General features: G+C 68.3%; 21 protein-coding genes, 1 tRNA gene and 1 pseudogene. 8 read left to right on the top strand and 15 right to left on the bottom strand.

Annotated elements, in window-relative coordinates; translation table 11 throughout:
• Window positions 1–93: 93 nt before the first annotated feature.
• The 3 genes and pseudogenes from K3G64_RS15785 to K3G64_RS15775 all read left to right on the top strand — a co-directional run.
• Window positions 94–354 (top strand): annotated as a pseudogene (locus K3G64_RS15785) (WhiB family transcriptional regulator); the annotation flags it as partial.
• Between the two features lie 90 nt (window positions 355–444).
• On the top strand, window positions 445–663 hold the full coding sequence (locus tag K3G64_RS15780) for a hypothetical protein (protein WP_238885598.1): 219 nt from the start codon (window positions 445–447) through the stop codon (window positions 661–663).
• 28 nt (window positions 664–691) lie between these two features.
• On the top strand, window positions 692–1,186 hold the full coding sequence (locus K3G64_RS15775) for an SRPBCC family protein (RefSeq protein ID WP_238885596.1): 495 nt from the start codon (window positions 692–694) through the stop codon (window positions 1,184–1,186).
• Window positions 1,187–1,263: 77 nt separating this feature from the next.
• Here the strand turns inward: K3G64_RS15775 and K3G64_RS15770 are convergent.
• Window positions 1,264–1,347, bottom strand: a tRNA-Leu gene (locus K3G64_RS15770).
• 140 nt (window positions 1,348–1,487) lie between these two features.
• On the opposite strand from K3G64_RS15770, the gene K3G64_RS15765 reads away from it, so the two are divergent.
• Window positions 1,488–1,889 carry a hypothetical protein gene (locus tag K3G64_RS15765; RefSeq protein WP_238885594.1) on the top strand — a complete coding sequence of 134 codons (402 nt, stop codon included), beginning with the start codon at window positions 1,488–1,490 and terminating at the stop codon, window positions 1,887–1,889.
• Window positions 1,886–2,218 (top strand): DUF3817 domain-containing protein, encoded by a 333-nt coding sequence (locus K3G64_RS15760; protein WP_238885592.1) that lies wholly within the window; start codon window positions 1,886–1,888, stop codon window positions 2,216–2,218. The genes K3G64_RS15765 and K3G64_RS15760 overlap by 4 nt, the downstream gene beginning before the upstream one ends.
• Here K3G64_RS15760 and K3G64_RS15755 read toward each other — a convergent pair.
• The 13 genes from K3G64_RS15755 to clpS form a co-directional block, all read right to left on the bottom strand.
• On the bottom strand, window positions 2,196–3,650 hold the full coding sequence (locus K3G64_RS15755; protein ID WP_238885589.1) for an MFS transporter: 1,455 nt from the start codon (window positions 3,648–3,650) through the stop codon (window positions 2,196–2,198). The genes K3G64_RS15760 and K3G64_RS15755 overlap by 23 nt on opposite strands.
• A 75-nt stretch (window positions 3,651–3,725) precedes the next feature.
• On the bottom strand, window positions 3,726–4,337 hold the full coding sequence (gene rdgB / locus K3G64_RS15750) for an RdgB/HAM1 family non-canonical purine NTP pyrophosphatase (RefSeq protein WP_238885586.1): 612 nt from the start codon (window positions 4,335–4,337) through the stop codon (window positions 3,726–3,728).
• Window positions 4,322–4,765, bottom strand: coding sequence for a hypothetical protein (locus tag K3G64_RS15745; RefSeq protein ID WP_238885584.1), 444 nt, complete (start codon window positions 4,763–4,765; stop codon window positions 4,322–4,324). The genes rdgB and K3G64_RS15745 overlap by 16 nt, the downstream gene beginning before the upstream one ends.
• Before the next feature lie 11 nt (window positions 4,766–4,776).
• Window positions 4,777–5,559: a ribonuclease PH gene (rph, locus tag K3G64_RS15740; RefSeq protein WP_238885583.1), complete on the bottom strand. Its 783-nt coding sequence runs from the start codon at window positions 5,557–5,559 to the stop codon at window positions 4,777–4,779.
• Window positions 5,560–5,590: 31 nt separating this feature from the next.
• Window positions 5,591–6,364: a cyclic nucleotide-degrading phosphodiesterase gene (locus K3G64_RS15735; RefSeq protein WP_305071260.1), complete on the bottom strand. Its 774-nt coding sequence runs from the start codon at window positions 6,362–6,364 to the stop codon at window positions 5,591–5,593.
• Window positions 6,365–6,422: 58 nt separating this feature from the next.
• Window positions 6,423–7,250 carry a glutamate racemase gene (gene murI, locus K3G64_RS15730; protein WP_238950715.1) on the bottom strand — a complete coding sequence of 276 codons (828 nt, stop codon included), beginning with the start codon at window positions 7,248–7,250 and terminating at the stop codon, window positions 6,423–6,425.
• A gap of 5 nt (window positions 7,251–7,255) precedes the next feature.
• Window positions 7,256–7,948 carry a rhomboid family intramembrane serine protease gene (locus K3G64_RS15725; protein ID WP_238885581.1) on the bottom strand — a complete coding sequence of 231 codons (693 nt, stop codon included), beginning with the start codon at window positions 7,946–7,948 and terminating at the stop codon, window positions 7,256–7,258.
• Complete coding sequence (locus K3G64_RS15720) at window positions 7,939–8,928, bottom strand: cysteine synthase (protein ID WP_238885580.1); 990 nt, start codon at window positions 8,926–8,928, stop codon at window positions 7,939–7,941. The genes K3G64_RS15725 and K3G64_RS15720 overlap by 10 nt, the downstream gene beginning before the upstream one ends.
• Window positions 8,925–9,221, bottom strand: coding sequence for a MoaD/ThiS family protein (locus K3G64_RS15715; RefSeq protein ID WP_238885578.1), 297 nt, complete (start codon window positions 9,219–9,221; stop codon window positions 8,925–8,927). Before K3G64_RS15715 ends, K3G64_RS15720 begins: the two co-directional genes overlap by 4 nt.
• 27 nt (window positions 9,222–9,248) lie before the next feature.
• A complete protein-coding gene (locus K3G64_RS15710) occupies window positions 9,249–9,629 on the bottom strand; it encodes a Mov34/MPN/PAD-1 family protein (protein WP_238950714.1) in 381 nt (126 codons plus the stop codon).
• Window positions 9,630–9,692: 63 nt separating this feature from the next.
• Entirely contained in the window at window positions 9,693–10,715 is a 1,023-nt protein-coding gene (locus K3G64_RS15705; protein WP_238885577.1) for a P1 family peptidase, read from the bottom strand.
• Window positions 10,716–10,743: 28 nt separating this feature from the next.
• Complete coding sequence (gene aosR / locus K3G64_RS15700) at window positions 10,744–11,328, bottom strand: oxidative stress transcriptional regulator AosR (RefSeq protein WP_238885576.1); 585 nt, start codon at window positions 11,326–11,328, stop codon at window positions 10,744–10,746.
• Window positions 11,329–11,335: 7 nt separating this feature from the next.
• Entirely contained in the window at window positions 11,336–11,638 is a 303-nt protein-coding gene (clpS, locus tag K3G64_RS15695; RefSeq protein WP_238885574.1) for an ATP-dependent Clp protease adapter ClpS, read from the bottom strand.
• 102 nt (window positions 11,639–11,740) lie between these two features.
• On the opposite strand from clpS, the gene K3G64_RS15690 reads away from it, so the two are divergent.
• The 3 genes from K3G64_RS15690 (at window position 11,741) to K3G64_RS15680 (ending at window position 16,517) form a co-directional block, all read left to right on the top strand.
• On the top strand, window positions 11,741–13,036 hold the full coding sequence (locus tag K3G64_RS15690; protein WP_238950712.1) for a nicotinate phosphoribosyltransferase: 1,296 nt from the start codon (window positions 11,741–11,743) through the stop codon (window positions 13,034–13,036).
• 79 nt (window positions 13,037–13,115) lie between these two features.
• Window positions 13,116–15,011, top strand: coding sequence for an ATP-dependent DNA helicase (locus K3G64_RS15685; protein ID WP_238950710.1), 1,896 nt, complete (start codon window positions 13,116–13,118; stop codon window positions 15,009–15,011).
• Between the two features lie 69 nt (window positions 15,012–15,080).
• Window positions 15,081–16,517, top strand: coding sequence for a neutral zinc metallopeptidase (locus K3G64_RS15680; protein WP_238885570.1), 1,437 nt, complete (start codon window positions 15,081–15,083; stop codon window positions 16,515–16,517).
• Between the two features lie 19 nt (window positions 16,518–16,536).
• Here K3G64_RS15680 and K3G64_RS15675 read toward each other — a convergent pair whose 3' ends face one another.
• Entirely contained in the window at window positions 16,537–17,235 is a 699-nt protein-coding gene (locus tag K3G64_RS15675) for an MspA family porin (RefSeq protein WP_238950708.1), read from the bottom strand.
• Window positions 17,236–17,386 lie beyond the last annotated feature (151 nt).

The following is a 17,386-nucleotide window of genomic DNA, read 5'->3' as shown; positions in this document are numbered from 1 at the left end:
GGCGACGGGCGCACCACGGGCCGTGGGCCCACCGCCGCGAGTCGCAGCGGACCCGTCACGGCCGCCGGTGCCCTCGCGCCGGCACTTCCCCTCGCACTCGACGGGGCGCCCCTCGGTGCCTGCACGCAGGACCCAGACCGGTGGGCCGTCACCGCCGACGAAGGCGCCAAAGAACTCTGCAGGGTCTGTCCGCGCCGCTGGGTGTGCGCCCAAGAGGCGTGCCAGACTCCCGGCGCCGAGGGCCTCTGGGCAGGCATCTTCATCCCGAAGACCGGCCGTGCCCGCCAGTTCGCGCTGCGGCAGCTGCGATCGCTGGCCGAACGCAACAGCACGTCGGTCAGGAAGGTCGGCTGAACCCGGCGAATCTGCATCGTTTGGTTTCAACACCGTCAATACCGGGCAGTAACAGCGCATCAGAGTTCCGTCAGCCCGTAGGAGACGTTGATGCGCGAGCGTGCCCTCGCCCCCGCCGAGAGTTCGAACGCCGAAGCAGTTGCCACCACCGGACTGTTCCTGATCTTCACCGCGATCATCGCCGTCGCGGTGTGCCTGGCGAGCTGGGGTGGGGCGGACGCTCCCTTGGCTGCCCTGTCCGGGACGATCGCGACGTTCAGCTTCGTCGCCAGCCTCGTCTGTTTCGGAGCGCAGAGTAGGGACCAGTAGCGCCGGACTGCTGCCATGATGAGCAGCTATGGCCCGCTGGTATCCGCTCCAACCCGCCGATGCCGACTTCCTTTCGTCGGCTCCGCACGTCTTCCGATACGAGAAGCGCTACGCCGCGACCCCCGATCAGGTGTGGGAGTCGCTGACCTCCGATGAATCGATCGCGGCGTGGGGTCCGTCGATCCGGAGGGTGACGTGGACGTCCTCGCGCCCGTTCGGCATCGGCACGACCCGCGACGTGGTGGCGCCCGGCGGGGCGACGATGCGCGAGCGCTACTTCCGCTGGGACGAGGGACACCGCCACTCGTTCTATGTCTACGAGTCGACGCTGCCGGTGTTCACTCGGTTCGCCGAGGACTACATCGTCGAACCCAATGCTGGGGGGACCCGCTTCACGTGGGTGCTGGCGCTCGAACCGAAGAAGGCGACTGCGCTGCCGGTCAAAGTCCTTGCGCCACTGCTGAAGGCAGGCTTCGGCCGGATCCCCGGCGAGGGGCAGAAGTACTTCGCCCAGCGCGCCTGACCACGATTTCTGCATGGGGGCCGTCACCCTCGCCCATGTATCACGACCCCGGTGTAGGACTCTGCTATCGAACTGAGTGCGGGCGGTGGGACTCGAACCCACACGTTCTTTCGAACACGGGCACCTAAAGCCCGCATGTCTGCCAGTTCCATCACGCCCGCGGTGAGGCGATCGTACCGCGCCCGCCGAACCCGGAATTGTCAGTACCGGCGCCTGGCTTGAGCACCATCGGGTGTGTCAGTCGCCGTCCGCGGGCAGGTCGGACGGCTGCACGGAGGTGTGCGCGCGGTACCGTTGGACGGTGTCCACTACACGGCGTAGGAGGCCGGCGCTCATCGTCCTGGCGATCATCGGCGCCGCCGGCTGCCTGGCGCTGGCCTGGTGGCAGTGGACCCGCTTCGAATCGGCCTCCGGCAGTTTCCAGAACCTGGGCTATGCCCTGCAGTGGCCGATGTTCGCGGGCTTCGTCGTGTACGCCTACTACAAGTTCGTGCGCTACGAGGAAGCCCCGCCCGAACCGGTCAAGCGAGACACCGTGACCGAGATACCCGACGGTCTTCTGCCGGAGAAGCCGCGCCCGGCAAGCCAATACGATGACGATCCCGCCCTGCGCGAGTACAACGCCTACCTGGCCGAACTCGCGAAGAAAGACCTCGCGAAGAAAGACCTCGCGAAGAAAGACAAGGAACACCCGGCCCCATGACCGAACCGCAGACTACCTCCGCCGAATCGATCCGCAAGGCGCTGCTCGGCTACCGCGTGCTGGCTTGGACGACGGGCATCTGGCTGATCGCGCTGTGCTACGAGATGGTGATGAAGTACGTCTACGGCGTGGAGGACCTGAACTGGATCGCCGTCGTCCACGGCTGGGTGTACTTCGTCTACCTGCTGTTCACCGCCAACCTCGCGGTCAAGGTGCGCTGGCCCATCGGCAAGACGATCGGTGTGCTGCTAGCGGGCACGATCCCGCTCGTTGGCATCATCGTCGAGCAGGTGCAGACCAGGGAGATTAAGGACCGCTACGGTCTTTAACCAGCGCCAGGTCGGCTGCCGGCACCGTGACCGGGTCCTCTCGCTTCGGGATGGCGAACGCGATCAGCGCGGCGACCACGGCGGCGCCCGCTGCGACCATCAGCGCCGCCTGCAATCCCGCCAGTGACGGCACCTTATCCCCCGCAACCGTGACGGTCATGGCCGCGAGCACCGCACCGATCACCGCACTCGAGATCGAGGTGCCCAACGACCGCGCCAGCGCGTTGATGCCGTTGGCCGCCGCCGTCTCCGAGACCGGCACGGCCGCGTTGACAAGCGCGGGCAGCGACGAGAACGCAAAGCCGACGCCGAGACTGACCAGGACGCTGAACACGCACAGCTGCCAGGGACTGTTCATCAGCCAGAGCCCGGAGAGGTAGCCGCCCGCCACCATGGCCGACCCGGCGATCAGGGTGAACCGCGGCCCGCGAACACCGGCCACGCGCGCGGCGATGGGCGACGCCAGCATCATCGCCAGCCCGCCCGGTGCCATCCACAGACCCGTGTGCAGCATCGACTGGCCGAGGCCGTAGCCGGTCTCGGTGGGTAGCTGAAGGATCTGCGGGGCGATCAGCGACATCGCGAACAGCGCGAACCCGACGGCGATCGACGCGACGTTCGTCGTCAACACCGGCCGCCGCATCGTGGTGCGCAGGTCGACCGTCGGCGACGGCACCCGCAACTGCCACCACCCGAACAGCGCGAAGACCACCACCGAACCGCCGAACAGTCCCAGCGTCACGCCACTCGTCCAGCCCCACCCGGAGCCCTTGGAGATCGCCAGCAGCAGGGACACCAGACCCACAGCCAGGCCCAGCGTGCCGATCGGATCCAGCCGGTCGCCCGAGCGGGCAGGGATGCTCGGCACCAGCAGCGAGAAGACCAGCACACCGCCGGCGCCGAGGCCCGCCGACACCCAGAACAGCATGTGCCAGTCGAAGTTCTCCGCGATGACCGCCGACAGCGGAAGTCCCAGGGCGCCGCCCACACCGAGCGACGAGCTCATCAAACCCATTGCGGCACCGACCTTCTCGGCTGGCACGGCCGCGCGCAGCACGCTGATGCCCAGCGGGATGATCGGCAACCCGAAGCCCTGCAACGCTCTGCCGACGATGAGCGGTAGCAGCTCGCTCGTCACTGCGGCCAGCAGCGACCCGGACGTCAGCAGCGCGGCAGAGGCGATCAGGATCGGCTTGGGTCCGTACATGTCGCCGAGCCGTCCGAACACCGGCGTCGCCACGGCGGCCGTGAGCAGTGTGGCGGTGATCGTCCACGACGCGTTGGCCGGGCTCGTGCGCAGCAGGTTCGGCAGCTCGGGGATCAGCGGGATGATCAACGTCTGCATCAGCGAGACGCTGATGCCCGCGGCGGCGAGCACGGCGACCAGCACTGCCGGATGCCGCGTCTTCGTCGGCTCACCACGACCACGCACCGGGAGGATGCTACCGATTAGATCGGCTATGCAAAATCTCGCACGGCCTGTGGCCGTTCACCCCGCTCACGTTCGTCAGGCCAGCTCTCGCAGCGCGGGCAGCAGCAACGCCAGCGCGCGGCCCCGATGCGACGCCGCATCCTTCTCGTCGGACGTCAGCTCCGCTGCGGTGCGCGTCGCGCCCTCCGGCAGGAACACCGGGTCGTAGCCGAAGCCGCCGTCGCCGCGCGGCTCACGGACGATGCTTCCCGGCCATTCGGCACGCACCACCAGTTCGCCGGCCCCGTGCACCAATGCGCAGGCCGACACGAAGGCGGCGCCGCGCCGCGAATCCGGCACATCAAGCAGCTGTCCCAGCAGCAGGGCGGTGTTGGCGGCGTCATCGCCGTGCGCGCCCGACCACCGCGCCGACAGCACGCCGGGCATCCCGTTCAGCGCGTCGACTGCAAGCCCGGAATCGTCGGCCACCGACGCCAACCCGGTGGAGTGAAACGCGTCGCGCGCCTTGGCCAACGCATTCTCCTCGAACGTCGCACCGGTCTCCGGTGCTTCCTCGAACGGCGGCACGTCGTCGAGCGACAGCAGGCTCAGACCCGTCACGCCGGCGGCGTCGAGCACGCGATGCAACTCAGCCAGCTTCTTGCGGTTGCGGCTGGCGACCAGCAACTCGGTCACCCCTGCTCGCATTCGACGTGGACGACTTCGCCCCCGATGGCGTCCGCGATCTTGTTGGCGAGTTTCTGCGACGCATCCGAAATGGACCAACGCTCACCGGCTACGTAGTCGAAGGCCGAGTCGCCCGATCCCTCAGACATCGCGCAACCGATCTGCCGGCTCGTGTCCGCCCAATCGTCCTTTTGGTCGTTGTCCGTCCAGACGACCAGCCTCGGAGTCTCATCGTCGATCTCGCATTCGCCGACATCGACAGCGCTCTCCATACCCGGCTCGAGGTCTTCACCACGCACCGGTTGGTAGCTGTGGCACATGAGACCCGAGGCGCCGAGTGCGCGCTGTATCGCAGAGCTATTGGCGAAGTCGGGTGAGTCGGCTTGCCCGGAGAACAGCCCACAACCGGACAGCAGAAATACCAGCGAAATACCGAACAACCTCACCATGGCCGGATTCGTCAGCTGCCGAAGGCTTTCTTCGGCGGGTCCTTCGGCTCTGGCAGCACGCCAGGATAGGGCAGCTCCAGCGCATCGCGTTGGATCTCGAAGATCTTCTCGCAGGCGCCCATCGCGGCGTCGAGCATCTTGTCCAGCGTTGAGCGCGGGAACGTCGCGCCCTCACCGGTGCCCTGGATCTCCACCAGCGTGCCGGTGTCGGTGGCTACGACGTTCATGTCGACCTCGGCGCGGGAGTCCTCGCTGTAGGGCAGGTCGACGCGGATGCGGCCGTCGACCACCCCGACGCTCACCGCGGCGATCGCGCACGACAGCGGTCGCGGATCGGACAGCTTGCCTGCAGCGGACAGGTAGGTCACCGCGTCGGTCAGCGCGACATAGGCGCCGGTGACCGCGGCCGTACGCGTACCCCCGTCGGCCTGCAACACGTCGCAGTCGATCGCGATGGTGTTCTCGCCCAGCGCCGCGAGGTCGATGCAGGCGCGCAGCGACCGACCGATCAGCCGGCTGATCTCCTGGGTGCGCCCACCAAGCCGGCCCTTGACCGACTCGCGGTCCGATCGGTCATGGGTGGCGGCCGGCAGCATCGCGTACTCCGCCGTCAGCCAGCCCTTGCCCGAGCCCTTGCGCCAGCGCGGGACCCCTTCGGTGACGCTCGCGGTGCACATCACGCGGGTCTCACCGAACTCGACCAGCACCGAACCGGCCGGATGGGTGGTGAACCCGCGGGTGATGCGAACCGGCCTCAGCTCATCGTCGAGCCGGCCGTCTTCTCGTCTGGACACGGGCCCAACCCTATCCGGTGGCCCGGACACGTCAGGCGCGTGCGACGTCGAACGCCTCGTTGCACACCACCGCGTGCACCGGGCCGTCGAACTCCGCCTTGGCTTCGCTGATGACGTCCTCGCGCGACGTCCACGGCGGAATGTGGGTCAGCAGCAGTTCTTTCACACCGGCCCGCTTGGCGGCACGGCCGGCTTCGGCGCCCGAGAGGTGCAGCCGCGGCGGCCGGTCCGGCGAGTGTGTCCACGACGCTTCGCAGAGGAACACGTCCGCGTCGCGCGCCAGGTCGATCAACGCGTCGCAGTAACCGGTGTCCCCGCTGTAGACCAGTGTCGCACCGTCTCGATCGACGATCCGCAGGCCGTACGACTCGGTCGGGTGACAGACGAGTTTCGGCGTGACGGTGAGCGTGCCGATGGTGACCGCCTCGTTGTCGACCCAGTGCCGGATCTCGAAGACGTCGGAGAAGTCGTCGATCTCTCCGCCTTCCGGCGAAGACGCCGCGCCGAGTCGGGCCCACGTGTTGGCCGGACCGTACAACACGCCGCGATCCTGCGCCGGTGACGGGTGATAGCGCCGCCACACAAAGAGTCCGGGCAGGTCCAGGCAGTGATCAGCGTGCAGGTGCGACAGCAACACGTGCACGTCGTTGGGATCGGCATGCCGTTGCAGCGCGCCGAGCACTCCACCGCCGAAGTCGAGGACCAGCGGAGGGGTCTCGGGGGCGGTGACGAGGTAACCAGACGCCGGCGAATCAGGCCCGACAACGCTGCCGGAGCAACCGAGCACGGTGATTCGCACGCTCACTAGCTTGCCATGCCCGCTATCCCTTTGACGAAAACATCGCGCGTTTGCGCGACCGAATTCATCTCCGCGCGTCGACGTGACGTTGAACCGGGCGAACCCCGTCGAGCGACGGACCCAGGAAGCGCGCCGCGAGTGTGGTGAACGCCTCGGGATCACCGGTCGCCTCGAACATCCGCCGGGCGGGCGGGCCCCCGTGCGGATGCAGCAGATCGAGTTCGGTCAGAACCCGCAGCAAGTCCTTGGCCGTCTCCTCCGCGCTCGACACCAGCGTCACCTGATCCCCCATCGCCAGCTGGATCAGACCCGACAGCATCGGGTAGTGCGTGCAACCCAGCACCAGGGTGTCGACCTCTGCACGCTGCAGCGGCTCGAGGTAGCCCTCGGCGAGACCGAGGACCTGCCTGCCGCTGGTCACCCCCCGCTCTACGAAGTCGACGAACCGCGGGCACGCCACGCCGAACACCTCGGTGTCGCGGGCCGCCGCGAACGCATCCTGGTAGGCGCCGGACGCGATGGTCGCCTCGGTGCCGATGACCCCGATCCTGCCCGAGCGGGTCGTGGCCACCGCCCTGCGGACCGCGGGCAGAATCACCTCGACGACGGGCACGGGCGCGTAGCGTTCGCGCGCGTCGCGCAGGCAGGCAGACGATGCGGTGTTGCAGGCGATCACCAGCGCCTTGACGCCGCGCTCGACCAGATCGTCACCGATCGCCAGTGCATGCCCGCGGATCTCGGGGATGGTCAACGGACCATACGGCCCGTTGCCGGTGTCGCCGACGTAGACGATGTCCTCGTCCGGCAACTGATCGATGATCGCGCGCGCAACCGTGAGGCCGCCGACCCCGGAATCGAAGATGCCGACAGGGAGCGTGCTGCCCCCGACGATTTCTGTCACGGCTTCAGATACGGGTTCGACGCGGTGATTTTCCGGCGTTCGCGCGCCTTGCGCTCCGTACCCGACAGCAAATACGCGGCGATGACGCCTGCGACGGCCCCGGCGAGATGACCCTGCCAGGACACCCCGGGTGTCCCGGGAAGCACGCCCAGCAGCACGCTGCCGTAGACGAACAGCACGACGACGCCGACGACGATCTCCCAGGCCTTGCGGGTGAAGAAACCGAAGACGATAAGGAAGGCGAGCCAGCCGAAGATCAGCCCGGACGCGCCGATGTGGTTGGTTTCGCAGCGCACACCGACATATGGACAGTGCGCACCGACGTTGCCGATCAACCAGGTGCCGAAACCGCCGACGATCCACACGATGGCGGTGGCGAAGATGAACCGCGCCAGGCCCGCCAGCGTCATCAGGAAACCCAGGATCAGCGCCGGGACGGTGTTGGCGATCAGATGATCCCAGTTCGAATGCAGCAGAGGCGCGACGACGATGCCCCACAGCCCATCGGTCTCCAGCGGCCGGATGCCGTTGTCGTCGAGTCGGTGATTCGACAGCGAGTCGAACAGTTCGATGACCCACAGCAGCACGACGAAGCTGACGACGGTCACACCGCCGACGACCCAGGCGGGTCGCTTCTTCGGCGCCGGAGCGCCGGCCATGCCCGGATATCCCGGGCCGGTCATGCCCATAGCTGGCCTTCCAAAGCGTCCTCGGCGTCATCCAGGCTACCGGCGTACGCACCGGTCGACAGATACTTCCACCCGGCGTCGCAAACGACGAACGCGATGTCGGCCCGCTCGCCCGCCTTGACGGCCTTTGCCGCCACACCGAGTGCGGCGTGCAGGATGGCACCGGTGGAGATACCGGCGAAGATGCCCTCGACCTGAATCAGCTCGCGAGTGCGTTTGATCGCGTCATAGGAGCCCACGGAGTACCGCGTGGTCAGCACGTCGGGGTCGTACAGCTCGGGGATGAACCCTTCGTCCAGGTTGCGCAGCGCGTAGACACCCTCGCCGTAGCGCGGCTCGGCGGCGACGATCTGGACGTCCGGCTTGTGCTCGCGCAGGAAGCGACCGGTGCCCATCAGGGTGCCGGTGGTGCCCAGACCCGCGACGAAATGGGTGATCTCCGGCAGGTCGGCGAGGATCTCCGGACCGGTGCCCTCGTAGTGCGCCTGCGAGTTGGCCTCGTTGCCGTACTGGTAGAGCATCACCCACGAGGGATTCTGTAGCGCAAGCTCTTTCGCGTGCGCGACCGCGGTGTTGGAACCGCCCTCGGCGGGTGAGTAGATGATGCGCGCGCCGTATAGTTCGAGCAGCTGCCGTCGCTCGATCGAGGTGTTCTCGGGCATCACGCAGATCAACTGGTAGCCCTTGAGCAGCGCTGCCATCGCCAGCGAGATCCCGGTGTTCCCGCTCGTCGGCTCGAGAATCGTCGCGCCGGGCTGCAGCAGTCCCTGCTTTTCGGCCTCCTCGATCATCCGCAGCGCGGGACGGTCCTTGATGGAACCGGTGGGGTTGCGGTCCTCGAGCTTGGCCCACAGCCGCACGTGTGGTGCGCCACCGGCACCGTCCCCGTCGCCGCCGTCGTCCCAGCGGGGCGACAGGCGCGGAAGCCCGACCAGCGGCGTGTCACCGAGCGCACGCAGCAGCGAGTCGTAACGGGTCATACGCCGTCCACGGACCCTCCCGCGACGGCCGGGAGGATCGTCACCGAATCGCCGTCGGCGACCGCGGTGTCAAGCCCACCGGAGAACCGCACGTCCTCGTCGTTGACGTAGATGTTCACGAAGCGGTTGAGCTTGCCCGGATTGTTGGAGTCCATCAGCCGCTCGGAGATGCCGGAGTAGTTGGCCTCCAGATCGCTGATGACCGCGCCCAGCGTCTCGCCGGCGGCCGTTACCCGCTTCTCGCCGCCGGTGTGGGTGCGCAGAATGGTCGGAATGGACACTGAGACAGGCATGCAACAGGCTCCTTCGAGTCTTCGGTTCTAGTACTGCTCGACGATCTTGACGTCTTCCTCGGTGACGACGCCGTCGACGATCCGGAAGCTGCGCAACTCGTGTACGTCGGGATCGCGGGTGGATACCAGCACGTAGTGAGCATCGGGTTCCTGCGCAATCGAGATGTCGGTGCGGCTCGGATAGGCCTCGGTGGCGGTATGAGAGTGATAGATGACAACGGGTACCTCGTCGGCCGCTTCCATCGCCCGGTGGACCCGCAGGTGCTCCATGGAATCGAAGCGGTAGAACGTCGGCGACCGCTCGGCGTTGACCATCTGGATGAACCGCTCCGGACGATCCGAGCCCTCAGGACCCGCGATTACCCCGCACGCCTCATCGGGGTGGTCGGCGCGGGCATGCGCGACCATGGCATCGACCAGGTCGGCTCGGATCACCAGCACTGTCTCACGCCTCCTCACCGTGGGCCGGGTTCATGCGAACGCTCCGGGCAACATGTTCCGGTAGGTCGGTATTCCGGCTACCGACTCGGCCGCCAGCACGCCGACCAGCACGGCGCGGGCCAGGCAGTCGGCGGCGGCGGCGCCGACCTGCGTGATCAACGGCACTTCTGGTGACATCGACGCCGGTGTCGTCGGGTCCGGCGCGACCTCCACCGCGCCGGTGGCCAACGCGAACACCGTATCGCCGTCGAGCGGGGTGTGGCACGGCCTGATGGTGCGCGCCAGGCCGTCGTGGGCGGCGACCGCGACCCGGCGGCACGCGGCCGGGCTCAGCGCGGCATCCGTCGCGACCACCGCGATGGTGGTGTTGAGCGGGCTGAACTCGAGGTGCCGGCCGGCGTAGGCGGCGATCTGGTCTGCCGGCGGGGGCACCAGACCGAGCTCCTCGATCTGGTAGGCCAGCCACGGCAGTCCGGTGGCGGGGTCGACGGCATCGCCTGCGGCATTGACGACGACCAGCGCCCCGACCGTCGCCCCACACTCGAGCATCGTCGACGCAGTACCGACCCCGCCCTTGAGCACACCCACCCGCGCGCCCGTGCCCGCGCCGACGCTGCCGATCGCCACCTCGCTGCAGGCGTCCTGCGCCGCGCGGTAGCCGAACTCCGCCGTCGGCCGGCACTGCCAGCCACCCACCGGCAGGTCGTAGACGACCGCGGCGGGCACGATCGGCACCACCCCGCCCTCCAGGGCGACCCCGCGCCCCTGTTCCTCCAGCCAGCGCATCACCCCGTCGGCGGCGGCGAGGCCGAACGCGCTCCCCCCGGTCAGCACGACGGCGTCGACATGGCGCACCGAGTTGATCGGGTCCAGCAGATCGGTCTCCCGGGTTCCCGGTGCCCCGCCCCTGCCGTCCACCGCGCCGACCGTGCCAGGCGGGGTGAGCACCACCGTGGTCCCGCTCGCCCAGCCGGACCCCAACGTGACGTCGGCGTCGAGCCGGTGGTGCTGGCCGACGGAAATCCCGCCCACATCGGTGATCGCCCCGGTCACGGAAGTCCGTTCCTCGCGCAAGCGCTCATCACCTCGGCTTGCCGATCAGGCCCAGCACCAGATATTCCTGAAGCACGGTCAACCACTGGTAGACGTCGAGGTGTCCGGCCATCGGATGGTCTGGCGGCAGCTCGTCGGGCCCGCCGGGCGAGATACCCAGCATGGTGCCCAGCGCCAGCCGCATGTCGTTTACCGCGGCCGCCCATGCGTGCGCGTCGCTCTCGGTCAACTCGAACTTGCCGCCCTGCGGCGGCAGGGTTGCCATAAGACGTTGCGCCGCTTCACGTTTGGCGTCGATGATGGCAGGCTCGTGCAGGCCCCGCAGCGCGCTGTTGAGGCTTTCGGTGGTTCCGGAGCCCGCCGGATGGTCGTTCTGCGCACGGTAGAAGTCGGGCAGCAGCCGTTTCATCGTGTCGTCGTCGGGTGGGGCCGAGTTGCCGGTGCGCATGCCGGTGATCTGTTCGAGTTCATCTGTTGGCGCGAGGGATTCGCGCTCGTCGAGCATGCCCACCAGGGACGATGCCAGGCTCTGCAGCAGGGCCGCCTCGTGTGCGGCGAGGGCCGACCGGAAACGCGGGCCGTCCGCGGTTTCGACCCGCTTCCACTTACGCACGTGACCGTCAGCGGTCCTGCTGCATGGTCGCCCACAGACCGGCGGCATGGAGCTTTGACACGTCGACCTCCATCGACTCGCGACTGCCCGCCGACACCACGGCCTTGCCCTCGTTGTGCACCTGGAGCATGAGCTTGGTCGCGTGCGGTTCGCTGTAGCCGAAGAGTTTCTGGAGGACATAGGTCACGTACGTCATCAAGTTCACCGGGTCGTCCCAGACGATGGTCACCCAGGGCGTGTCCGTGGCCGCATCTTCCCGCTGGTCGATCTCTTCGCGGGTTCCCGGTCGAGTCTTCGCCGGCGTCACCATGGTGTTCAGGATAGCCAACACGTACCGGCGGCTTGGAGCTACTACGGTTGCGGTGTGAATGCCGCATCCTCGGCCTTGCTCACCGACAAGTACGAGTTGACGATGCTCGCGGCTGCGCTGCAGGGCGGCACCGCCCACCGCCGCACCACCTTCGAGGTCTTCGTGCGGCGCCTGCCCGCCGGCCGCCGCTACGGGGTGGTGGCCGGTACTGCGCGGTTCCTGGAAGCGTTGGCGCAGTTCAGCTTCGACGACGCGACGCTGTCCTCGCTGTCCGAGTTCCTCGACGACCAAACGTTGAGCTACCTGTCCGGATACCGGTTCGGCGGCGAGATCGAGGGTTACCCCGAAGGCGAGTTGTACTTCCCGGGGTCGCCGATCGTCTCGGTGCACGGCAGCTTCGCCGAATGCGTCGTGCTGGAGACCCTGGTGCTGTCGATCTTCAACCACGACAGCGCGATCGCGTCGGCGGCCGCCCGCATGGCCTGCGCCGCACAGGGCCGTCCGCTGATCGAGATGGGCTCGCGCCGCACCCACGAACAGGCCGCCGTCGCCGCGGCGCGTGCCGCCTTCATCGCGGGCTTCGCCGGGACCTCGAATCTGGAGGCGCAACGACGCCACGGCGTGCCCGCCCTCGGCACCAGCGCCCACGCCTTCACCCTGCTGCATGCGACCGGCCCGGCGGGCCCCGGTGCTGAGCCTCCCGGGCAGAGAACCTCTGAGTGGGAGAAGGCGGCGTTCCGCTCCCAGGTCGACGCCCTCGGCGTGGGCACCACCCTGTTGGTGGACACCTACGACATCACCGCGGGCGTGGCGAACGCGGTCGAGGTGGCCGGACCGGAGCTCGGCGCTGTCCGCATCGACTCGGGTGACCTGGGGGTGCTCGCCCGGCAGGTCCGCGTGCAGCTCGACGGCCTGGGCGCTTCGAACACCCGGATCGTGGTGTCCGGCGACCTCGACGAATACGCGATCGCCGCACTGCGCGCCGAACCCGTTGACAGCTACGGCGTGGGCACCTCGCTGGTCACCGGATCCGGTGCCCCGACCGCGGGCATGGTCTACAAGCTGGTCGAGGTCGACGGCATGCCGGTGGAGAAGCGCAGCAGCCACAAGGAGTCGCACGGGGGGCGCAAGCAGGCGCTGCGGCTGGCCAGAAACACCGGGACGATCGTGGAGGAGGTCGTCCACCCCTACGGCCGCCCCCCCGTCGAAGACGACGGGCTGACCGCGCGCCCGCTGATGGTGCCGTTGGTTCGGGCGGGCGAACCCGTCGGCGGTCAGGATCTCGATTCCGCCCGCCAGCGCGTCCAGGCCGGACTGACCAGCCTGCCCTGGGACGGCCTGAAGTTGTCCCACGGTGAGCCTGCCATTCCGACGCGGTTGATCCCGCCCGCCGGTTAGGGGACACGCCACGCCCGACGTCACCGAACTCCTTGCCGCGGCCGTCGCCGGTCTCGGCGGCAGCGAGCGCCCCGGCCAGATCGAGATGGCCGAAGCCGTGGCGCACGCCTTCGACGCCCGCGAGCACCTCGCGGTGCAGGCCGGCACCGGCACCGGGAAGTCGCTGGCATACCTGGTGCCCGCGATCGCGCGGGCCGTCGAGACCGATGAACCCGTCGTGGTGTCCACGGCGACCATCGCGCTGCAACGCCAGTTGGTCGACCGGGACCTGCCCCGGTTGGCGCAATCGCTGGGCGACGCACTACCGCGCACGCCGGAGTTCGCGCTGTTGAAGGGTCGCGGAAATTATCTGTGCCTGAACAAGATCCACAATGGAGCAGCCAATGAGCCGGACGATCGACCGCAGGAGGAGCTCTTCGAGCCGGTCGCGTCCAGCGCTCTGGGCCGCGACGTGCAGCGGCTCATCGCGTGGTCCTCGGACACCGACACCGGCGACCGCGACGAGCTGACACCGGGCGTGCCCGACCGGTCGTGGTCTCAGGTCAGCGTTTCGGCGCGCGAATGCATCGGGGTATCGCGCTGCCCGTTCGGCACCGACTGTTTCGCGGAGAGAGCCCGCGACAAGGCCGGTCATGCCGACGTCGTCGTCACCAACCACGCGCTGCTGGCGATCGACGCGATCTCCGACGCCGCGGTGCTGCCCGAGCACCGTCTGCTCATCGTCGACGAGGCACACGAACTGGTCGACCGGGTGACGTCGGTGGCCACGGGCGAACTGTCGGCGACAGCGCTGGGTGCCGCGCACCGGCGGGCGGCGCGACTGATCGACCAGGAACTCGCGCAGCGACTCGAGGCCGCGACGGCGACATTGTCGTCGGCGATCCACGACACCGAACCCGGCCGCATCGACGTGCTGGACGACGAGTTGGAAACCTACCTGGTCGCCGTGCGCGACGCCGCTCACCGTGCCCGGTCGGCCATCGACACCGCACCCACCGATCCGAAAGCCGCGTCGGCACGCACGGAGTCGGTCACCGCACTGACCGATGTGGCCGACACCGCATCGCGGGTCATCGACTCCTTCGTGCCCGCCATCCCCGACCGCACGGACGTCGTCTGGGTGGACCGTGAGGAGACCCGCGGCACCGTCCGGAGCGTCCTGCGGGTCGCTCCACTCGCGGTCTCGGGACTGTTGCGCGCCAGGCTGTTCGAGCGTTCGACCACGGTGCTGACGTCGGCGACTCTGACCATCGGCGGCACCTTCGACGCGATGGCGACGGCGTGGGGGCTGACGGGCGAGGACAGCGGGTGGAAGGGAATCGACGTCGGCTCACCCTTCGAGCACGCCAAGTCGGGCATCCTCTACGTCGCCGCCCATCTGCCGCCACCCGGCCGTGACGGAACCGGGTCGGCGGAGCAACTCGACGAGATCCAGGCGTTGATCACCGCCGCAGGCGGCCGGACGCTGGGTTTGTTCTCATCGATGCGGGCGGCCAAGGCGGCAACCGAGGTCATGCGGGAACGACTCGACACCCCGGTGCTGTGCCAGGGCGACGACACCACATCGGCATTGGTGAAGCGGTTCGCCGAGGACCCGGAGACAACTCTGTTCGGCACGCTGTCGCTGTGGCAGGGCGTCGACGTGCCGGGACCGTCGCTGTCGCTGGTGCTGATCGACCGGATCCCGTTTCCCCGGCCCGATGACCCGTTGCTCACGGCGCGACAGCGTGCGGTCGCCGCCCGCGGCGGCAACGGGTTCATGGCCGTCGCCGCCAGCCACGCGGCGCTGCTGCTCGCCCAGGGCGCGGGCCGTCTGCTGCGCGGTGTCGACGACCGCGGAGTGGTCGCAGTGCTTGATTCCCGGATGGCCACCGCACGGTACGGCGGCTACCTGCGCGCCTCCCTACCGCCGTTCTGGCCGACCACCGATTCGACCCTGGTGCGGCAGGCGCTGGAACGTCTACGCGCCCGATGATTCCTTCACTATCCTGACAACGATTCGATGCGCGGCGGGCCCGGCCGCCGGTTTCTGTGAGAGGCGGCGATGAGTCGGCGAAACCGTCTGCGCGCTGCGATCGCCTTGTCGTCGGCGGCGCTGATGACCGCGTGCACGTCGACGCTGCCCGGCACGCCGGTCTCGGTGTTCGCCGACCCGTTCAGCGTCGCAGGCATGCCCGCGACGGACGGACCGACGGGGTTGCGGCGCAGCGCGAAACCGCCTGTCCGAGAAGTGATCGGGACCGATGGCGGGGACACCGACGAGTTGGGCCGCCAGGCGATCAGCGACATCGAAGAGTTCTGGCAGGGTGCCTACGGCGAAGCCTTCGGCGGTGAGTTCCGCCCCGTCAACGAGGTGGTCTCCTGGGACGCCAACGGGTTCGACGACATTAACTTCTGCAGCGGCGAGACATTCGGCGTGGTGAACGCAGGCTACTGCCACGACGACCAGACCATCGGCTGGGACCGCGGCGAACTATTGCCCAGTCTGCAGCAGGACTATGGCGACATGGGCGTCACGATGGTGCTGGCCCACGAATACGGACACGCCGTCCAGGAGACAGCCGGCCTGGCCGACGAGAACACCCCGACACTGGTGTCCGAGCAGCAGGCCGACTGCCTGGCCGGGTCGTACATGCGGTGGGTCGCCGAAGGCAATTCGTCGCGCTTTTCACTGGCCACCGGGGAAGGACTCAACAGCGTGCTCGCCGCGGTGATCGCGTTCCGCGACCCGTTGCTCAGCGAGAACTCCCCCGAGCTCGGAGTGGACGAGCACGGCTCGGCCTTCGAACGGCTCTCGGCCTTCCAGTTCGGCTTCACCGACGGTGCGGTGGCGTGCGCGACCATCGACATGCGCGAGATCGGCCAGCGCCGTGGTGATCTCCCGGTGCTGTTGGAGGCGAACGAAACCGGCGAATGGCCCGTCACCGAAACCTCGGTGCGCGCGATCGTCGATGCGATGAAGATCCTGTTCCCGCCGGCCGACCCGCCGCGATTGAGCTTCGAATCCGGCGACTGCCCGGATGCGCGACCCAGTCCGCCGGTCTCCTACTGCCCGGCCACCAGCACCATCTCCGTCGACCTCGCCGAATTGGAGAAGATGGGCGCGCCGCCCGACCTCGATGACCCGACAAGCATGGCCACCGGTGACAACACCGCCTACTCGGTGCTGGCGTCGCGGTACCTTCAGGCGATCCAGCAGGAGCGCGGCGTGACACTGGACAGCGCCGCCGCCGCACTGCGCACCGCCTGCCTCACCGGCGTCGCCACCACCAAGATGTCGAAGGCGGTCACCACACCGGACGGCAACACCGTCGCGCTCACCGCCGGTGACGTGGACGAGGCGGTTTCCGGGATACTCGTCAACGGCCTGGCGGCCAGCGACGCCAACGGCGAATCGGTGCCGTCGGGGTTCTCCCGCATCGACGCGTTCCGGATCGGCGTGCTCGGTGACACTGAGCGCTGCTTCAAGCGCTTCCAGTGAGCGGGCCAGATCTTCCGGGTTAGATCTTCTTGGTCACGCCGTACCAGGCCAGCACGGCCTCGGACATGTCCGTGGACCTGGTCAGGAACGCATACGAGCGGATGAAGGATTCGCCGACGCAGCCGTCGATCTTGACCCGGAAGCCGCTGACCATCACCCACGGATCGGCGCCGGTGAACTCCTTCTTGGTCACCGGTACGACGTTGATGATGCCGGGCTTGAGACCCACGGTGATCGCGCCGCCGATGTTGCCGCCCAACCCCGGCACCAGGCCTTCGGGGAACGGCGAGATGAAGTCGGTACCGAAGAGCCCGATCGAGGGGTTGATGCCGGCGGTACCGGTCAGCGCCACGCCGTTGGAGGTGCTCATGTCGATACCGCAGCCGATCTCGTAGCCGACCTCGAGGGTGCCCTCGGGCGGCGTGCCCTCGCCGGGGCCGCTCATCGCGCCGGTATAGGTGCCTCCGACGACATACTCGCGCGAGGACACCGCCGTCGTCAGCGGGGGTATCGGCGCCTGGGTCTCGTCCTTGGCCGACAGCGTCAACGTCCAGCCGTCCGGGGTTTCGGTCACCGCGGGCGGTGTGGAGGCAACGGCACCCTCGGGCGGCGGCGGCGCCCCATCGGGTGGTAGCGCCGTCGCCTCGGCGGCTGCATCGGCCGCGACGGGGCCTGGCTCAGGCTGTGCGGCAGCCCGTTCGGCGAGCAGACCGCTCATCACCACACCGACCGCGAACACGACGCCGCCTCGCCGCAGCACACCCCACACCTTCACCGCCGCACCCTTCCCGAGCGCCACCTGTTCGACGCACCGTTTCGGAACCTACCCCGCGCCGCTGGGTGGTCGTACAGGTGTCCAGAAACTCGTC

This window comes from Mycobacterium sp. IDR2000157661, from assembly GCF_022317005.1.
In the GTDB taxonomy this organism is placed as follows: domain Bacteria; phylum Actinomycetota; class Actinomycetes; order Mycobacteriales; family Mycobacteriaceae; genus Mycobacterium.
This window is presented reverse-complemented; position numbering and strand designations above follow the sequence as displayed.